This is a genomic window from Mucilaginibacter arboris, assembly GCF_009754915.1.
In the GTDB taxonomy this organism is placed as follows: domain Bacteria; phylum Bacteroidota; class Bacteroidia; order Sphingobacteriales; family Sphingobacteriaceae; genus Mucilaginibacter_A; species Mucilaginibacter_A arboris.
On record NZ_WPIK01000002.1, the window covers coordinates 1 to 15,174 of the forward strand.

The 15,174-nt window shown below is 38.2% G+C and carries 14 protein-coding genes; 5 read left to right on the top strand and 9 right to left on the bottom strand.

Annotated elements, in window-relative coordinates; all coding sequences use genetic code 11:
* Nucleotides 1-82 precede the first annotated feature (82 nt).
* The 5 genes from GO621_RS01900 to GO621_RS01920 all read right to left on the bottom strand — a co-directional run bounded on the left by GO621_RS01900 (nt 83) and on the right by GO621_RS01920 (nt 6,080).
* The gene (locus tag GO621_RS01900; RefSeq protein WP_232335567.1) at nt 83-967 is read right to left on the bottom strand and encodes a UbiA family prenyltransferase; all 885 of its coding nucleotides are present in this window, start codon (nt 965-967) and stop codon (nt 83-85) included.
* Between the two features lie 32 nt (nt 968-999).
* Nucleotides 1,000-2,280, bottom strand: coding sequence for a metallophosphoesterase (locus GO621_RS01905; RefSeq protein WP_157563651.1), 1,281 nt, complete (start codon nt 2,278-2,280; stop codon nt 1,000-1,002).
* A 29-nt stretch (nt 2,281-2,309) separates the two neighbouring features.
* Nucleotides 2,310-3,800, bottom strand: coding sequence for a sigma 54-interacting transcriptional regulator (locus GO621_RS01910; protein ID WP_157563654.1), 1,491 nt, complete (start codon nt 3,798-3,800; stop codon nt 2,310-2,312).
* 153 nt (nt 3,801-3,953) lie between these two features.
* Entirely contained in the window at nt 3,954-5,051 is a 1,098-nt protein-coding gene (locus GO621_RS01915) for a vWA domain-containing protein (RefSeq protein WP_157563657.1), read from the bottom strand.
* Nucleotides 5,052-5,195: 144 nt separating this feature from the next.
* A complete protein-coding gene (locus tag GO621_RS01920) occupies nt 5,196-6,080 on the bottom strand; it encodes a carbohydrate kinase family protein (protein WP_157563660.1) in 885 nt (294 codons plus the stop codon).
* 59 nt (nt 6,081-6,139) lie between these two features.
* Here GO621_RS01920 and GO621_RS01925 point away from each other — a divergent pair, with 59 nt between their 5' ends.
* Together GO621_RS01925 and GO621_RS01930 are read left to right on the top strand one after the other, a co-directional pair.
* Nucleotides 6,140-6,559 carry a YybH family protein gene (locus GO621_RS01925; RefSeq protein ID WP_157563662.1) on the top strand — a complete coding sequence of 140 codons (420 nt, stop codon included), beginning with the start codon at nt 6,140-6,142 and terminating at the stop codon, nt 6,557-6,559.
* 37 nt (nt 6,560-6,596) lie between these two features.
* Nucleotides 6,597-7,259 (top strand): endonuclease III domain-containing protein, encoded by a 663-nt coding sequence (locus GO621_RS01930; protein WP_157563664.1) that lies wholly within the window; start codon nt 6,597-6,599, stop codon nt 7,257-7,259.
* A gap of 393 nt (nt 7,260-7,652) precedes the next feature.
* Here GO621_RS01930 and GO621_RS01935 read toward each other — a convergent pair whose 3' ends face one another.
* From GO621_RS01935 to hemW, 4 genes are all read right to left on the bottom strand, one after another.
* A complete protein-coding gene (locus tag GO621_RS01935; RefSeq protein ID WP_157563667.1) occupies nt 7,653-8,534 on the bottom strand; it encodes a cupin-like domain-containing protein in 882 nt (293 codons plus the stop codon).
* A gap of 111 nt (nt 8,535-8,645) precedes the next feature.
* Nucleotides 8,646-9,527 (bottom strand): cupin-like domain-containing protein, encoded by an 882-nt coding sequence (locus tag GO621_RS01940; RefSeq protein WP_157563669.1) that lies wholly within the window; start codon nt 9,525-9,527, stop codon nt 8,646-8,648.
* 145 nt (nt 9,528-9,672) lie between these two features.
* Nucleotides 9,673-10,224 carry a fasciclin domain-containing protein gene (locus GO621_RS01945; protein ID WP_157563671.1) on the bottom strand — a complete coding sequence of 184 codons (552 nt, stop codon included), beginning with the start codon at nt 10,222-10,224 and terminating at the stop codon, nt 9,673-9,675.
* A gap of 127 nt (nt 10,225-10,351) precedes the next feature.
* Complete coding sequence (hemW, locus tag GO621_RS01950; protein WP_157563673.1) at nt 10,352-11,473, bottom strand: radical SAM family heme chaperone HemW; 1,122 nt, start codon at nt 11,471-11,473, stop codon at nt 10,352-10,354.
* A 219-nt stretch (nt 11,474-11,692) separates the two neighbouring features.
* Between hemW and GO621_RS01955 the strand changes: the two genes are divergently transcribed.
* From GO621_RS01955 to GO621_RS01965, 3 genes are all read left to right on the top strand, one after another.
* Complete coding sequence (locus tag GO621_RS01955) at nt 11,693-13,198, top strand: gluconokinase (protein ID WP_317163372.1); 1,506 nt, start codon at nt 11,693-11,695, stop codon at nt 13,196-13,198.
* Between the two features lie 68 nt (nt 13,199-13,266).
* Nucleotides 13,267-14,205, top strand: a complete 939-nt coding sequence (locus GO621_RS01960; protein ID WP_157563676.1) for a DUF4271 domain-containing protein — start codon at nt 13,267-13,269, stop codon at nt 14,203-14,205.
* 15 nt (nt 14,206-14,220) lie between these two features.
* Nucleotides 14,221-14,988, top strand: coding sequence for a uroporphyrinogen-III synthase (locus tag GO621_RS01965; RefSeq protein ID WP_157563677.1), 768 nt, complete (start codon nt 14,221-14,223; stop codon nt 14,986-14,988).
* Nucleotides 14,989-15,174 lie beyond the last annotated feature (186 nt).

Sequence of the window (15,174 nt, forward strand, 5' to 3'; positions counted from 1 at the left end):
CTAAATATTATAAAAGTTAGGATAATTTTGTTTAGCATAATTGTACGATGAACTTTTTATAAGTTGTATTATTATACTTATTTTATACACTAAAACCATGCGTGATAACCACCATCAAAAAATACTGCAAAATCAAAACACCATCTACATAAAAAAAATAATAATACTCATTCTTCTCGAACTTAGATCGAAAAATCAGCCAGCCTGCTAATATAATGGTTAAGGTAAGTGCAAAAAAACTATTATCAAAACCATGATCTTTAAACAGAAATAATAAGACCAAGTGGCCGGCTAACAAAAACTGGCAAAGCAAATAAGCGTTTTTCTCGCCAAAAACTACGGGTACGGTTTTTAGGCCAAGCTTTCGGTCATTGAACAAATCCCGAATATCAAACGGAATAGCCATTGCGGTGATAAACAAAAATCTTTTAGCCGTTAAAAGAAGTATATCGGTACGAGAAACGGTTAGGTGATAAATATTTTGTGTTTCAAAAGTGGGCAAAAGCACGACACTTAATGCCCAGGTAAAGCCAATAAGCAATAGTTTTAAACCGGGAATATTCCGCAGGCCAAACTTTTGATTGCCTTTAGAAAACATAGGCATGCCATAACCTACAGACAAAACAGAAAGAAAAATCAGCAAAACCCTGGATTTGGCAGAAACCAAAAAAAACAGTGGTAAAAGAAGCATTGCCGAAATGATGGTGATTACAACCATCAGTTTATATTGGGCAAAAAACCAGCGTACGCGTTTTAAAGGCGAACTTTCGGGATGTTTAGGTTTGCTTAATAAAATGCTGAAATTATAAATGAATAAAGTAGATAAAAATAAGATAGCCAGAACGGTATAAACTGGTGGAGAACCAATCAGCATAAAAGTAACCATGGCTTGCGCAACAGCACACAAAGCCATAAACAGGTTGCTGAACAGCAGAAAATCAAAAGCAGCATAAAATAGTTTCCTCATCCAAATAGAAAACCAAATATGCTGCTTATTGATTAAGAATTTTTTGAAGGATGTGGATTACTACCAGATTTAAACTCAAAAATGGTAATTTCCGGTAAAATGCCCACACGGCCGGGATAACCTAAAAAACCATAACCCACGTTTACATACAATTGCTGATTGTTTTCCTGGTAATGGCCGGCCCATTCTTTGTAAATGTATTGCACCGGGCTCCATTGAAAATGTTCCAACCGTACGCCAAACTGCATACCGTGTGTATGGCCGGAAAACATCATGTCAATTTGCGGATATTCTGGTAAAACCTGTGCACGCCAATGGGAAGGATCGTGCGATAAAAGTAGTTTTACCGGTAAATCGTCTGTGTTCTTGGTAGCTAAATCCATTCGCCCATATTTTGGAAAGCGGCTTAATGCCCCCCAGTTTTGAATCCCCAGAATACCAATTTCTTCCCCATCTACTTTTAACCTCCGGTTTTCATCCATTAGCAAATCGTAACCCATGTTTTTATGCACTGAAAGCATATCCTTCAGGTTTTGCTGTTTGTCCTGAATAGAACCCCAGGTATAATAATCACCGTAATCGTGGTTACCTAAAGTAGAATAAACGCCAAGAGGCGCTTTAATGCGGGAAAAAATATCGGTGTAATTTCTTACTTCGCTGGTTTTGTTGTTTACTAAATCACCAGTAAAAAAGATGAAATCGGGCTTTTCTTTCAGCAGCATATCCACTCCTCCGGATACTGCTTTTTTATTATAAAAACTGCCGGAATGGATGTCGGATATTTGCCCTAATTTAATGCCATCAAAAGCTTTTGGCAGGTTAGGCAGATAAATGGTTTGCCTGCGGATGCGATAATCGTAAGCGCCGGAAATAATACCGTAAGAAAGCGAAGCCAGCGGGAGTGAAGCTGTAATTAATCCTGCTTTCATTAAAAATTCTGACCGTGGAATATGATCCGGCTTTGGTTGGCTTGCCGGAAATTCAGGTTCTGGCTTTTTGTATTTTCTGGCGATCCATAAAAAAATGCGGCGTACGTCGTCAACCAAAATAAATGGCAGTAAAAATACTTTGGCGATCAGCAAAATGAAAAACACCAGCAAAATTGCTGCACGTGCGCCAACGCCAATATTAAAGTAAACGGATACAAAAACACCAATAATCAACAGGATCGAAACCGCCCAAAAAATAACAGTAAACCTTTTTATAAAGCGAAAACTGAATTTTTTTAACGCGCCGCGAATACCATTTATAATATAAAAATCGGCGAGCAATAGTAAAATGCAAACGCCGATTAAAACGAAAGGGTTAGTCATGTATAAAAAGTACCTGTAAAAGAAGCATGTTAATAACGGTCATCAAAATCCAGGTCATCGTCTTTTGGCATGTTGAACAAGCTGTCGAACATATCCGAAAATGCATAACCGTTATCTAAATAACCTTTATTTACCTGTGAAAATTCTGCTAAGCCATGTAAAACAAACTCCATTAAAAGTAACTGGTTATTTTCAGAAAGGTTAGGATGTTGTTTTTTGACCAAATCTTTTAGACCGGGAACAGATGAAAGCAGTTTTTTGTATTCCTGACCGGGCAGATCGTCGATAATAGAAATGTTGTTCCCGGCACTAAACCAATTGATAATTTCGGCATAGGGATTCGGCTTTTTGCTTTTTTTTGCTTTTTCCGGTTCCGGAAAATATTTTAATAAGGATGTTTTAATCGCTTTTCCAACTAAAATATTAGCCACTTTTGCCGGTCCTTCCAGTTCGCCTTCATAAACCAATTCGATTTTTCCGGTGATGGCCGGAATTACACCTAAGAAATCAGAAATGCGGACGAATGTATTTTTTTCTCGGTTAATCAGCATTCTTCTTTCTGCGTTGCTGATCAGGTTTTCGTAAGCAGAAATAGTTAAACGGGCAGAAACACCAGATTTTTTATCAATATATTCTGAGTTCCGTGCTTCAAAAGCAATTTGTTCTACCAGGTCTTTCACCAAATCATCTGCTTCTACGCTTGTTTTTTGTTCTCTGCTTAAAGAAGCTTCCTGCTGTGTAATTTGACGGGAAATTTCTACGGTACGCGGATAATGCGTTAAAATCTGACTTTCGATACGGTCTTTTAACGGTGTAACAATAGAACCGCGATTAGTATAATCTTCCGGGTTTGCGGTAAATACAAACTGGATATCCAAAGGCAAACGCAGTTTAAAACCACGTATTTGGATATCTTTTTCCTGCAAAATATTAAACAAAGCAACCTGGATACGGGCCTGTAAATCCGGTAATTCATTGATGACGAAAATACCGCGGTGTGCACGCGGAATCAAACCGAAGTGAATCACGCGTTCATCAGAATAAGTCAGCTTCATAGTTGCTGCTTTTATCGGGTCAACATCGCCAATTAAATCGGCAACGGTAACATCCGGCGTAGCCAGCTTTTCCGTGTAACGTTCTGATCGGTGCATCCAGGCAATTTGTGTATCATCGCCTTTGGTTTCAATTTCGTTCCGGGCAAACCAGGAAATTGGTTCTAAAGGGTCATCAAACAATTCAGAACCGGCAATATAAGGCACATATTCGTCCAATAAATTTACCATTAAGCGTGCAATACGTGTTTTTGCTTGTCCGCGTAATCCTAATAATAAAATGTTATGGCGCGATAATATGGCTGTTTGCAGGTCTGGCATTACGGTATCTTCAAAACCGATAATACCTTCAAAACCGTTCTCTTTTTGCTGTAATAGTTTGATCAGGTTTTCTCTTAACTCTTCTTTTACTGATCTGGATTTATATCCGCTTTGTTTTAATTCTCTAAGCGTGCTGATGTTGTTCATATTTATTTTTAAGGAGTCCGGAAGTCGGAAAGACCGAAAGTCCGGAATAAATAGTTTGATAATTTAGTCCGAAAGTTGGAATGCCAATAATCGGAATTTTTTAATTAATAGTTTTTTTACTGATAAAAGAAGCACGCTATTTTGTCTTCACGACTATCTAACAGTCCTTCTCCGGTTCCTGATGTAATCTTCAAAAATGTATTCGCCTAAACCATTCAGCGAGCTGTAAAAAGCCTTGCCGCCGTTGGTTTCAGTAAATTTTCGTACAAACTGTTGCAGATAAGGATCTTTAGCAATCATAAACGTAGTAATCGGGATTTTTAAACGTTTACATTGCGCCGCCATGTTCAGCGTTTTGTTTACTACTTTCCGGTCTAAACCAACACTGTTTTTATAATACTTTAATCCTTCTTTCAGGCAGGTTGGCTTACCATCGGTAATCATAAAAATCTGTTTGTTCTGGGTTTTCCTTCGGCGAAGCAAATCTGTAGCTAATTCCAAACCAGCGTAAGTATTGGTGTGATACGGGCCAACCTGTAAATAAGGTAAATCCTGTAAAGTGATCGGCCACGCATCGTTACCAAAAACCACAATATCCAAAGTATCTTTCGGGTATTTTGTTCGGATCAATTCTGCCAAAGCCATCGCAACTTTTTTTGCTGGTGTGATGCGGTCTTCTCCGTACAAAATCATGGAATGGGAAATATCGATCATTAAAACAGTAGAAGTCAGCACTTTAAAGTCCATTTCTTCTACTTCCAGATCTTTTTCTGTCATATGGAAATCGCCAATGCCATGATTTACCTGAGCGTTATGGATCGATTGCGTCATATCAATCTGATCCAGACTATCGCCAAACTCATACTCGCGGCGTTCAGAATTTTTTTCGTCGCCCTGGCCAGAAAGCGGCGAACGGTGATTGCCTTTTCCGGCTTTTTTTAGCTTGCCAAAAATCTCTTCTAACGCTGATTGCCGGATACTTTGTTCTGTTTTTCCGGTGATCTTAAATTCACCGTTTTGTTTATCTTCATCCAGATAACCTTTTTGTTTCAGGTCATCAATAAAGTTGCCCATGCCATACTCATCGTTGGTCATGTTGTATTGTTTGTCAAGCTCATTCATCCAGGCCAATGCTTCACCTGCATCACCGGAGGTATAATTAAGCAATTCGAGAAACAATTTCATTAAATCATCAAATCCACCTTTTGGGATTTGCTGAGGAATATATTTTGAGAAAGCGAAACCACGCATTTTAAACCTTTCTTGAAATTAACGGACAAATGAAGCTATTAGTTTGATGCAAAGCATGATTGACCAAAAAAACTGTCAGCAAGATGACAAGCCTTTGCTTTAATAAATATACAACGTTATTTAGGGTTTAACGATAAAAATGCATTATTTCTGCTGTTTAATTGCATTTATTTTTTCAGGATGGTAAACAGGGTTAGCCCCTTGGCTGCCTGCAACAAAAGCGCCAATTGCCGAAGCATTAACCAGGATTTCTTCCATCGGCAAATTGTTTAATAAACCTGCGATAAAAGTAGCCAGAAAAGAATCTCCGGCACCAACCGTATCGGCAACTTTCACTTTAAAACCCGGATGCTTATAAAACTGCTGCTGGTGTAAAACTGTGCAACCGTGTCCGCCTAAAGTTACACAAACGGTTTTGGTATGAAAACGCGAACTAAATTCCCTCATCTGATCTTCTAAAGATGTGTTTCGTTCATTTTTAGGTGATAAAAACAGCATTTCTTCTTCGTTCATTTTTACCATATCTGCCTTTTGTGCTAAAGTTTCAATTACATTTTCTGTAAAATGTGGCGGCCTTAAATTCACATCAAATATTTTGTATGCAGGTTTTTCCAACAACTTAAGTAATGTGTTAAAACTGGTTTCGCTGCGGCAGGCCAAACTTCCAAAAACAATTACATCAAACGAAAATGCTTCTTTTACCGATGTTTTTTCTGGTTGGATATTGTCCCAGGAAACCGGTTTTGGAATTACATATTTTGCCTGCAGGTCCTCATCTAAAGAAACGGTAACGAGGCAAGTTGGCAGTTCCGCATCGCGCTGAATTAATTGTGCCGGAAAATGCTGCTCCTGCAAATAAGCCAACAGCTCGTCTCCTAAATCATCTTTTCCAATCCGTGTTAGCATTTGCACCGGGATTTGTTGCTGTAAAAGATGCATGGCCACATTCATGGGTGCGCCGCCTGCTTTTTTATCTGCACCAAAACCATCCCATAAAACTTCGCCGAAACATAAAACCTGCTTTTCCATCTATTAAAAAGTTAAAATGTAAAACTAATCTTTAGCTGATTAAATGTTATTTTTAACAGATGAAAACGACATTTTTATTTTGCCTGATGCTTCTTTTAGCAACCTTTTCTTCTGCTCAGGATAAAAAAGCAATTACAAATTTGCTGGAAAAACAGCGGCTGGCCTGGAACCGCGGCGACCTGGAAGGTTACATGAGCGGTTACTGGAAATCGGATTCGTTGTTATTTGTGGGGAAAGATGGGCCGAAATTTGGCTGGAAAACAACATGGGACAATTACAAAAAAACTTATCTGGGTGAAGATAGTATGGGAACACTTACTTTCAATATCTTGCAAATCAACATCATCGATATAAAAAATGCCTTTGTTTTAGGTGCATGGAATTTAAAGCGCGAAAAAGATGAACCCAAAGGGTTCTTTACGTTGTGGCTGAGAAGGATTAGAGGTGAGTGGAAAATTGTGTGTGATCATACAAGTTAGCAGAAACAATTAATGGCTTTTCGCTTTTTTCGTGTTAATGAAACTTCCTTTTGATCTTGAAACTGTATTAAGCCGAATTGAAAAAGCTATCGCTGCTTATCCAAAAGCTGCCATGTTTGATTTATACGAACGCGGTTATACTACGTTGTTTGAACAACTCATTTCCTGTATTATTTCTGTCCGTACTTTGGATGAAACCAACATTCCGGTTTCGCTGCGTTTATTTACTGAAGCACGCACGCCGGAGGCAATGCTTCTTTTATCACATGAAAAATTAGTTGAATTGTTATATGGATGCACTTTTCCCGGGCAAAAAGCAGATACCATGCTTGGTATTGCAAAAGCAGCTGTAGAAAAGTACAACGGACAACTGCCAGCAAATTTTGAAGGATTAACCGCGTTAAAAGGAGTAGGGCCGAAATGTGCCAACTTAGCTTTAGGGGTTGCGGCAAAACTACCGGGAATTAGTGTTGATATTCATGTACATCGGGTAGTAAACCGTTGGGGGATTGCCAAAACGTTGCAGCCGGAACAAACCATGATTTTTCTGCAAAACACTATTCCGCAGGAAAAATGGATTGACATTAATCGTTTATTAATGCCTTTTGGAAAGCATATTTGTACGGGTGTTTCTCCGCATTGTACTGCTTGTCCGGTTTTGGAATATTGTGAGCAGGTTGGTGTTACAAAGCATCGATAGGCGATTTGTTATGCTCAGTTGCTACCTTGCAAACGGACCTGCCATTTCAACAAGACAAGTACGTCCTTTTCAATACACCTGATTTATACCGATAAAAGAAGCATTAGAAACAAAGCCATTCAACAGCGCAAGATAGCCAGTCGGGCATTCCGAAGCGATAGGTCTCCGCCCAGGCGCGGGAAGGCCTGACAAAACGCCCGGAGGGATCGGGTTTGTCTTGATTTCGTTGGTCCTTTTTGGTCAAGCAAAAAGAACGTTAAATACAAGTCGATTGAGATTTCTTCCTTCGTTTGGGAATGACAGAAGTATGCTGGTAAAAGAAGCATCGCCAATAATTGGAACAAAGCGGTAGAGTCGTTGCATGCAACGACTCTACATGCAACGTCTCTACACCTATCGCGGACTGCCTGCCGCTAAAGCTCTTTCTGCCCTTTTAACAGCCAGTTCCTCCCGAAATTTGGCGTAAGGCGCTTTTAAAGCCATTTTTAAAACACTATCCACGCCTCCTTTGATAGCTAAATTACATAAACTTGCTACTTTTCGGCTAATGGATGCATCCCAGGCACGTAAACTTAAAGAATAAGAACCATCCAGATATTTCATCCAATGCCAGTAACCGGTCGGCATAAACAGCGTATCGCCGTGTTCCAGAAAAACTTCCTGTCCTTCAACACCCTTTAACGCTGGAAATTTGTTAAAGTCCGGGTTTGCTACATCATAATCCTCCAAAGCATAAGTGGCATTTGGGATACAATATAAACGGCGTTTCCACTTGTTTTCAAACAGGATCACATGTTTACGGCCACTAAAATGCGTATGGAAAATGTGTGGCAAATCAATATCGTAATGGAGAAAAGTAACCGAATTTGATCCGCCAAAAAACATAGCGGGCATACTTTCTAAAAATCCGCCCATTAAATCTTTGGGCAGTACAATATCATTTAACAGTTGTGGTGCTTGTTTAAAAATATTGAAAAAGAAAATACGAAGTTCTGTTGGCTGGGTTTTAATCAGATCAATATAATCAGCAAACTTCATTTCTGCTGCTGCTGCGTTAATTGGTTTGGAAGGATCAGCTTTAGAATTATCATAAAGCGGAACAGTTTTATCTCCAACCGCAGCTTTCATGTATTCTGGCGTCCACTTTTCCCGTGCTGGCCAATTATTGGTTAATCCTTTAATTACTAAAGGTTTGCGTTTGGCAAGATATTCCTTTTGAAAAGTTACAGGGTCAATTGTATCAACCGTATCTACCGGTTTGAGGATAAAGCTCATATTATCAGGTTAAAGTAACTGCTAAATTTATGTAAACTTAACTAATAACTTTAACCTGATAAAAGAAGTATGCAAAATTTTGCTGCAAAGCAAAATTTACAAAGCTAAGTTTTACTGGGGAAAATGTTCAGCTAATGCTTTTTCGGCACGTTTTATAGCAACCTGCTCTTTCCAGTTCATGTATTTATTTTTGAACCTGGCCTTCATCATATTATCAAACTTCCGCTGAACAGTTAAATTATATAAACTTTTTGCTTTGATTGCCCACGATTTATCCCAGGCACGAAGTGAAATAGAGAAAGAACCATCCAGATATTTCATCCAATGCCAGTAACCTGTCGGCATAAATAAAGTATCGCCATGTTCTAAAATCGTTTCTTGTCCTTCGATTCCGTCTAAAGCCGGAAATTTTTCAAAATCCGGACGTTCCACGTCGTAATCCTCTAAAGCATAAGTAGCAAAAGGCAACGCATACAAACGTTCTTTCCATTTATAATCAAACAGAATTACATGTTTTCGTCCGTTAAAATGCGTATGGAAAATGTGCGCCAGGTCAATATCGTAATGAAGAAAAGTAACAGAACCTTTTCCGCCAAAAAACATATTTGGATATTTATCCAGAAAGCCGCCCATTAAATCTGTTGGCGAACGGTAATCTTCCAATAATTTTGGTGCTTCTTTTATCGGGTCAAATAAAAATATCCTTAAATCTGTTGGTTTTGTTTGGATGAGATCGATGTAATCGCCAAACTTCATCTCCGCAGCAGAAGCATTGATTGGTTTTGAAGGATCAGCTTTTGAACTATCGTACAAAGGCACGGTTTTATCGCCCACAACTTCTTTTAAATAATCAAAAGTCCATTTTTGTAAAGCCGGCCAGGTTTCTGTTGCTTTTCTGATGACTAATGGTTTGTGTGGGATAAGGTAATTGTTGATGAAATCCTCTTTGGAAATACGATCAACGCGGTTGATTTCGGTAAGCTTAAAGCCCATAATTATTTAACTTTAATTTAACTTAACAAAATTAAATATTTTCCTTTTTTAAAAAGTAGCGGAATGGTTTCCTCAAAAATTATGACAAAAAGAAAACCCGGCGCTAAATACGCCGGGTTTCAAACTATTACAAAAAGCTTTAAGCTTAGTTAGGCATCAATACTGTATCTACTACATGTATCACCCCGTTTTTTTGAAAAACATCCTTAATGGTAACGGTTGATGTACCACCTTTTTCATCCGTTAAAACTAATTTTCCGCCTTTCATCATGGCAGTTAACGTTCCACCTTCTACTGTTTTAAATTCTGCTTTACCGTGGCCAGCTTTTATTTTAGCTGCAATATCTTTAGAAGATAATCTGCCTGCAACAACGTGGTAAGTTAAAATTTTAGTTAAAGTTGCTTTGTTTTCTGGTTTTACCAAAGTTTCTACCGTTCCGGCTGGCAATTTATCAAATGCTTCGTTGGTTGGTGCAAAAACGGTAAACGGACCAGCACTTTTTAAAGTTTCTACCAAACCTGCTGCTTTAACGGCAGCAACCAAAGTAGTGTGGTCTTTAGAATTTACGGCATTATCAACAATGTCTTTTGTTGGATACATAGCTGCACCACCAACCATTGGGTCTTTTTGCGCGTAAACATTCGGGGCTGATGCTAAAGCTACTAAAGCAAGGGCTGCATAAATTAATTTTTTCATTGTGTTTAAGTTGATATGAAAGAAGGTACGTTGAATATTTTCTTCCGGTTTTTTATCAGCTTGAAATAAATTCTAATTGCAGATTATGAAGGAGTTATTGAAAGATGAAAGCAAAGAATACCAGGATTTATACAAACAATTGGGCAGCAATATGATCTGCATATAGCTTTCCTTCGCGGGTTAAAGTTAAAAGCTGATTAGTTTGCTGAAGCCAGTTTTTAGAGACAAACCGGCGCGCTTCTTTTAGTATTGCTATTGAAGCAGTATTGTCGAATAGATTTGCGTGATCCAAATTCAATCCTTTTTTGGTCCGAAGCGAAGTCATGATATACTCATTTACGCTGTCTTGTGCAGATAAAACTTCAAGCGTAAAAGGAATTTGATTTTGTTGAAGAGCGGTTAAATACTGATGATTATTAGCTACATTCCATTGCCGTGTTTCGCCATTAAAAGAATGCGCAGAAGGGCCGATGCCGAGGTATTTTACACCTTTCCAATAGTTGGAATTATGGCGCGAATGCCAGCCGGGCAAGCTGAAATTAGAAATTTCGTAATGTTGAAAGCCTTGTTTTTCTGCTTGGTCCATTAAAAATTCAAACTGCGCAGCACTTTGTTCGTCGTTCATTTCCGGCTGCTTTTTTTTGCTGATAAAAGAAGCAAGTGCCGTTTGCGGCTCAACAGTCATGGAATAAGCCGAAAGATGTGGTATCTGCAGCAGAAAAAACTGTTCTAAATTATACTGCCATTTGGTGTTGGTAAGTAATGGATAACCATAAATTAAATCGATGGTAATATTGTTAAAACCTGCATTTTGTGCTGTTTTTATCGAGGTAAAAGCTTCAACATGGTTGTGTGCACGGTTCATCCAAATCAAATCTTCTTCAAAAAAAGATTGAACACCGATGCTAAAACGGTTAATGAGCGTTTGTTTTAAGTTGAATATTTTCTGCTGATCCAGATCATCCGGATTAGCTTCTAAAGTAATTTCGGCATCGGCCTTAACCGAAAAATTAGTGAAAACGGCATCCAGCAAAGCATTAATTTCTGATGCTTCCAGAACAGAAGGCGTTCCTCCGCCAAAATAAATGGTTTCAATTACTTCGCCTTGCAGGTAATCTTTTTGCATTTTGATTTCCTGCTGCAAAGCCTGCAAAATTTCTTTTTTATACTGAAAAGAAGTACTGAAATGGAAGTCGCAATAATGGCAGGCTTTTTTGCAAAAGGGAATATGAATGTAAATGCCGGCCATTTGAATGAAAAAGCTGCCCGAATAATTTAATTTTTAATTGCGACAGCTATTGTTGCCGCAAATTTAAGCTAATTGTATGGGTTAAAAAACTGATCTTCGGATGCTTCTTTTACCGGTAAAAAGTTTGTGTGTAAATAAAGCTGTTATAAATAACATTATTTTTACCTGCTAAAAACAGCATAATGTTTTTATAGGCTGATTAAAATAATCTCAACAGAAGTGCAGGCATATATATTAGGTGTAGATATTGGTACGGGCAGTGTAAAAGCTGTTGCGGTAGGTTTAAATGGAGAAGCAATAAGTTCATCGCAAGTGTACTATCCGATGTTGCCATTGGAACCGGGTTATGCAGAGCAGGACCCGGAATTGATCTGGCAGGGATTTTTAAATTGTATCCGGGAAATAGTTGGCCGTTTAGGTTCATCGCCGCAAGCTGTTAGTTTGAGCAGTGCCATGCACAGTTTAATTTTGGTTGATAATTACGGCAAGGCTTTAACAAACATGATCAATTGGGCCGATACCAGAAGCGCAATGATTGCAGAGCAGCTTCGTTTTTCTCCCAAAGGAAAAAACCTGTACGAACAAACTGGTACGCCTGTTTATTCCATGTCGCCTTTAAGCAAAATTATTTGGTTTAGGGAGAACAGGAAAGATTTGTTCAGTCAAACAGCAAAGTTCATTTCTATTAAAGAATTGATCTGGTTTCGGTTGTTCGGACAGTTTCAGGTGGATCATTCTATCGCTTCTGCAACCGGTTTGTTTGATATTGTGCAGTTTAACTGGAGCCAGGATGCTGTAAACCTGGCTGGTATTGCTGCCGAAAAACTTTCGGAACCAGTAAGTACAAGTTATATGCGAAGAGATGCAAAAGCGGAAATACTCAAATTAACTGGCATAAACGAAGCATCATATTGGGTTATTGGTGCCAATGATGGTTGCCTGGCTAATTTAGGAAGCGGGGCAAACCAGCCAGGTACTGCCGCATTAACCATCGGTACAAGTGGCGCGGTACGCATGGCAAGCAAGCAACCATTATACAATTTTAAGGCAATGACTTTTAATTATATTTTGGATGAAAAAACGTACATCTGCGGAGGGGCTATTAATAACGGTGGTTTAATTTTAAACTGGCTGCTGGAAAATTTTATGTCGATAAAAACAGTATCGGCAGCAAATTACCAGCAATTGTTTGCGGCGGTAGAAACATTGCTGCCAGGCAATAATGGCTTGCTTTTTCTGCCTTATTTAACCGGGGAACGTACGCCTTTGTGGGACAGCAACAGTTGCGGCGTTTATTTCGGTATTAAAACAGAACATACACAAACCAATTTTTTAAAAGCTGCGCTGGATGGTGTTTGTTACGCTATTTATAGTGTGCTTGATGCCGTTGTTCAATCCTCCGGAAAAATAGAAGAAATCAGGGTGAGCGGTGGCTTTACGGCTTCGCGCGTTTGGGTACAGCTAATGGCCGATATTACCGGTAAAAAATTAGTGGTAGTACAAGCAGAAGATGCTTCTGCCATTGGTGCAGCTTATCTCGCTGTTCAAACTGGTAAATTCTCAGGTTTTAGTTTGAAGGATCAGGATCAGCATAAACAAATCATCCAGCCAGACCCGGAAAAACATTTGGTTTACAGCAAATACTATGAGCTGTTTGTAAAGCTTTACGAAAACCTGAAAGAAAGTATGCAACATCTTGCCCATTTAAATAGCGGGCAACAGTAATTTAAACAAAAATATTCTGATAAATTTGCGGTATAGATGCGTAGAAGAATAGTATCCTGAATAATTGCATGCGTTTAACACTTACTTTAGTCCTTATTTTTATACTGGTAAAAACAGTATGTGCGCAAACAGCAATTTCTGATACCCTGCTTCAGCAACCCTTAACCGCATTAGATTCTGCTGCTCAGTTAAAACAGCAACAGTATGCTGATTCGCTTGCCAGGTTTTTTATTGCTCCGCCAGATCCTGCCAGAAAAAACCAGTTTATGGATAGCGTGCTGAAGGCTAACTTATATACTGGCTATGCGTTCCTCGACCTGCATTACAAACCTGTAAAAACAAAAGTGCAGGAAGGCAAAACCCGTAATTTAAGAAATGGCTGGATGCTGGCCGTAATGCTGGGCCTGCTGTTATATACCGCATTACTTAACCGGTTTTTAAATAAAGCAATCAGTGATATCATACAGTCTTTTTATAACAAAAGGATACTGTCTCAATTTTCTAAAGAAGAAAACCTGATTAACTCCTGGTCTTTTATCTTGTTGTTTTTACTTTTTGGGGCAACTGTAGGCCTTTTATTTTACCAGGTACTATCTTATTACAACCGTAGCTATACAGATAATGGCTGGCAATTATATTTAGGTTTTACTTTTGCAGTAATTATTTTTTTTATACTGAAAATAATTGTGCTGCGGGTATTAGGGTTGATATTTAACATCCGGAGCTTGGTTAAAGAATACATTTCGGTGCTTTACCTTACCTATTTTAATGTAACTTTTATCAGTCTGCCACTCGTAGTATGTTTCGGGTTAATTGCCGATAGCCTTAAACCTATTGTATTACTGGTTTTTGGGTTATTAATTATATTTATATTATTCTGGCAATATATTCGGAGCAGCATAAATATCCTTTCCATATATAGATTTAGTAAAGTTTATTTATTTATTTATCTTTGTGCACTCGAGTTTTGCCCTGTTCTCATATTAATAAAGGCTTTAAAACTATAAGAAAGACAGCTATTTATGCAGGTTACCGCTGAAAGATTAAAAAAAGTAAAAAGCATCTTAGTAACACTACCAAAACCTGAATCGGATAAGAACCCATATACAGAACTGGCTAAGAAATATAATTTAAAAATTGATTTCAGGTCTTTTATTCATGTGGAAGGTGTTCCTGCGAGAGATTTTAGGAAAGAAAAGATTGTATTAGGAGATTATACGGCTGTAATTTTTGCCAGTCGTAATGCAGCAGATCATTTTTTCAGGATATGCGAAGAAATGCGATTTGAAGTTCCGGCAGAAATGAAGTATTTCTGCCTGTCGGAAACCATTGCACTTTATCTTCAAAAATATATTCAATACCGTAAAAGAAAAATATTTTTTGGGAAACAAACAGCAAGCGACTTAGCGGAAGTATTAAAGAAACATACTAACGAAAAGTTTTTATACCCGTGTTCTGATGTAGCAGCAGAGGAAACCCAGAAGTTTTTAGCCGAAAACGGATATAATTTTACACCTGCAGTTTTGTTCCGTACAGTGGTTAGCGACCTTTCTGACCTGGCAGAAGTGTTCTATGATATTATTGCTTTTTTTAGTCCGTCAAGTATCCAATCACTTTACAAAAACTTTCCAAACTTCGAACAAAAAAATACACGGATTGCTGCTTTTGGAGCTACTACACATAAAGCAGCATTAGAAAAAGGATTGATTTTAGATATTCCGGCACCCGTTCCAGAAGCCCCTTCTATGACCATGGCTATTGAACAGTATATTAAACTGGCCAACAAATAAAATAATTTTTGTTTGTTTAAGTTATTAGTAAAATCAATGCATTTTCCGAAACTTTACCTGCCTGTCCTGCGTAAAGAAATCAACTGAGCAAGCTGTTTTTATGCAGTATAATATGCGGGGGATATTAAATTTTAAATATCGCATCGATATATTGTATTCATATCAATAGTTTAGTTAATTTTAAAA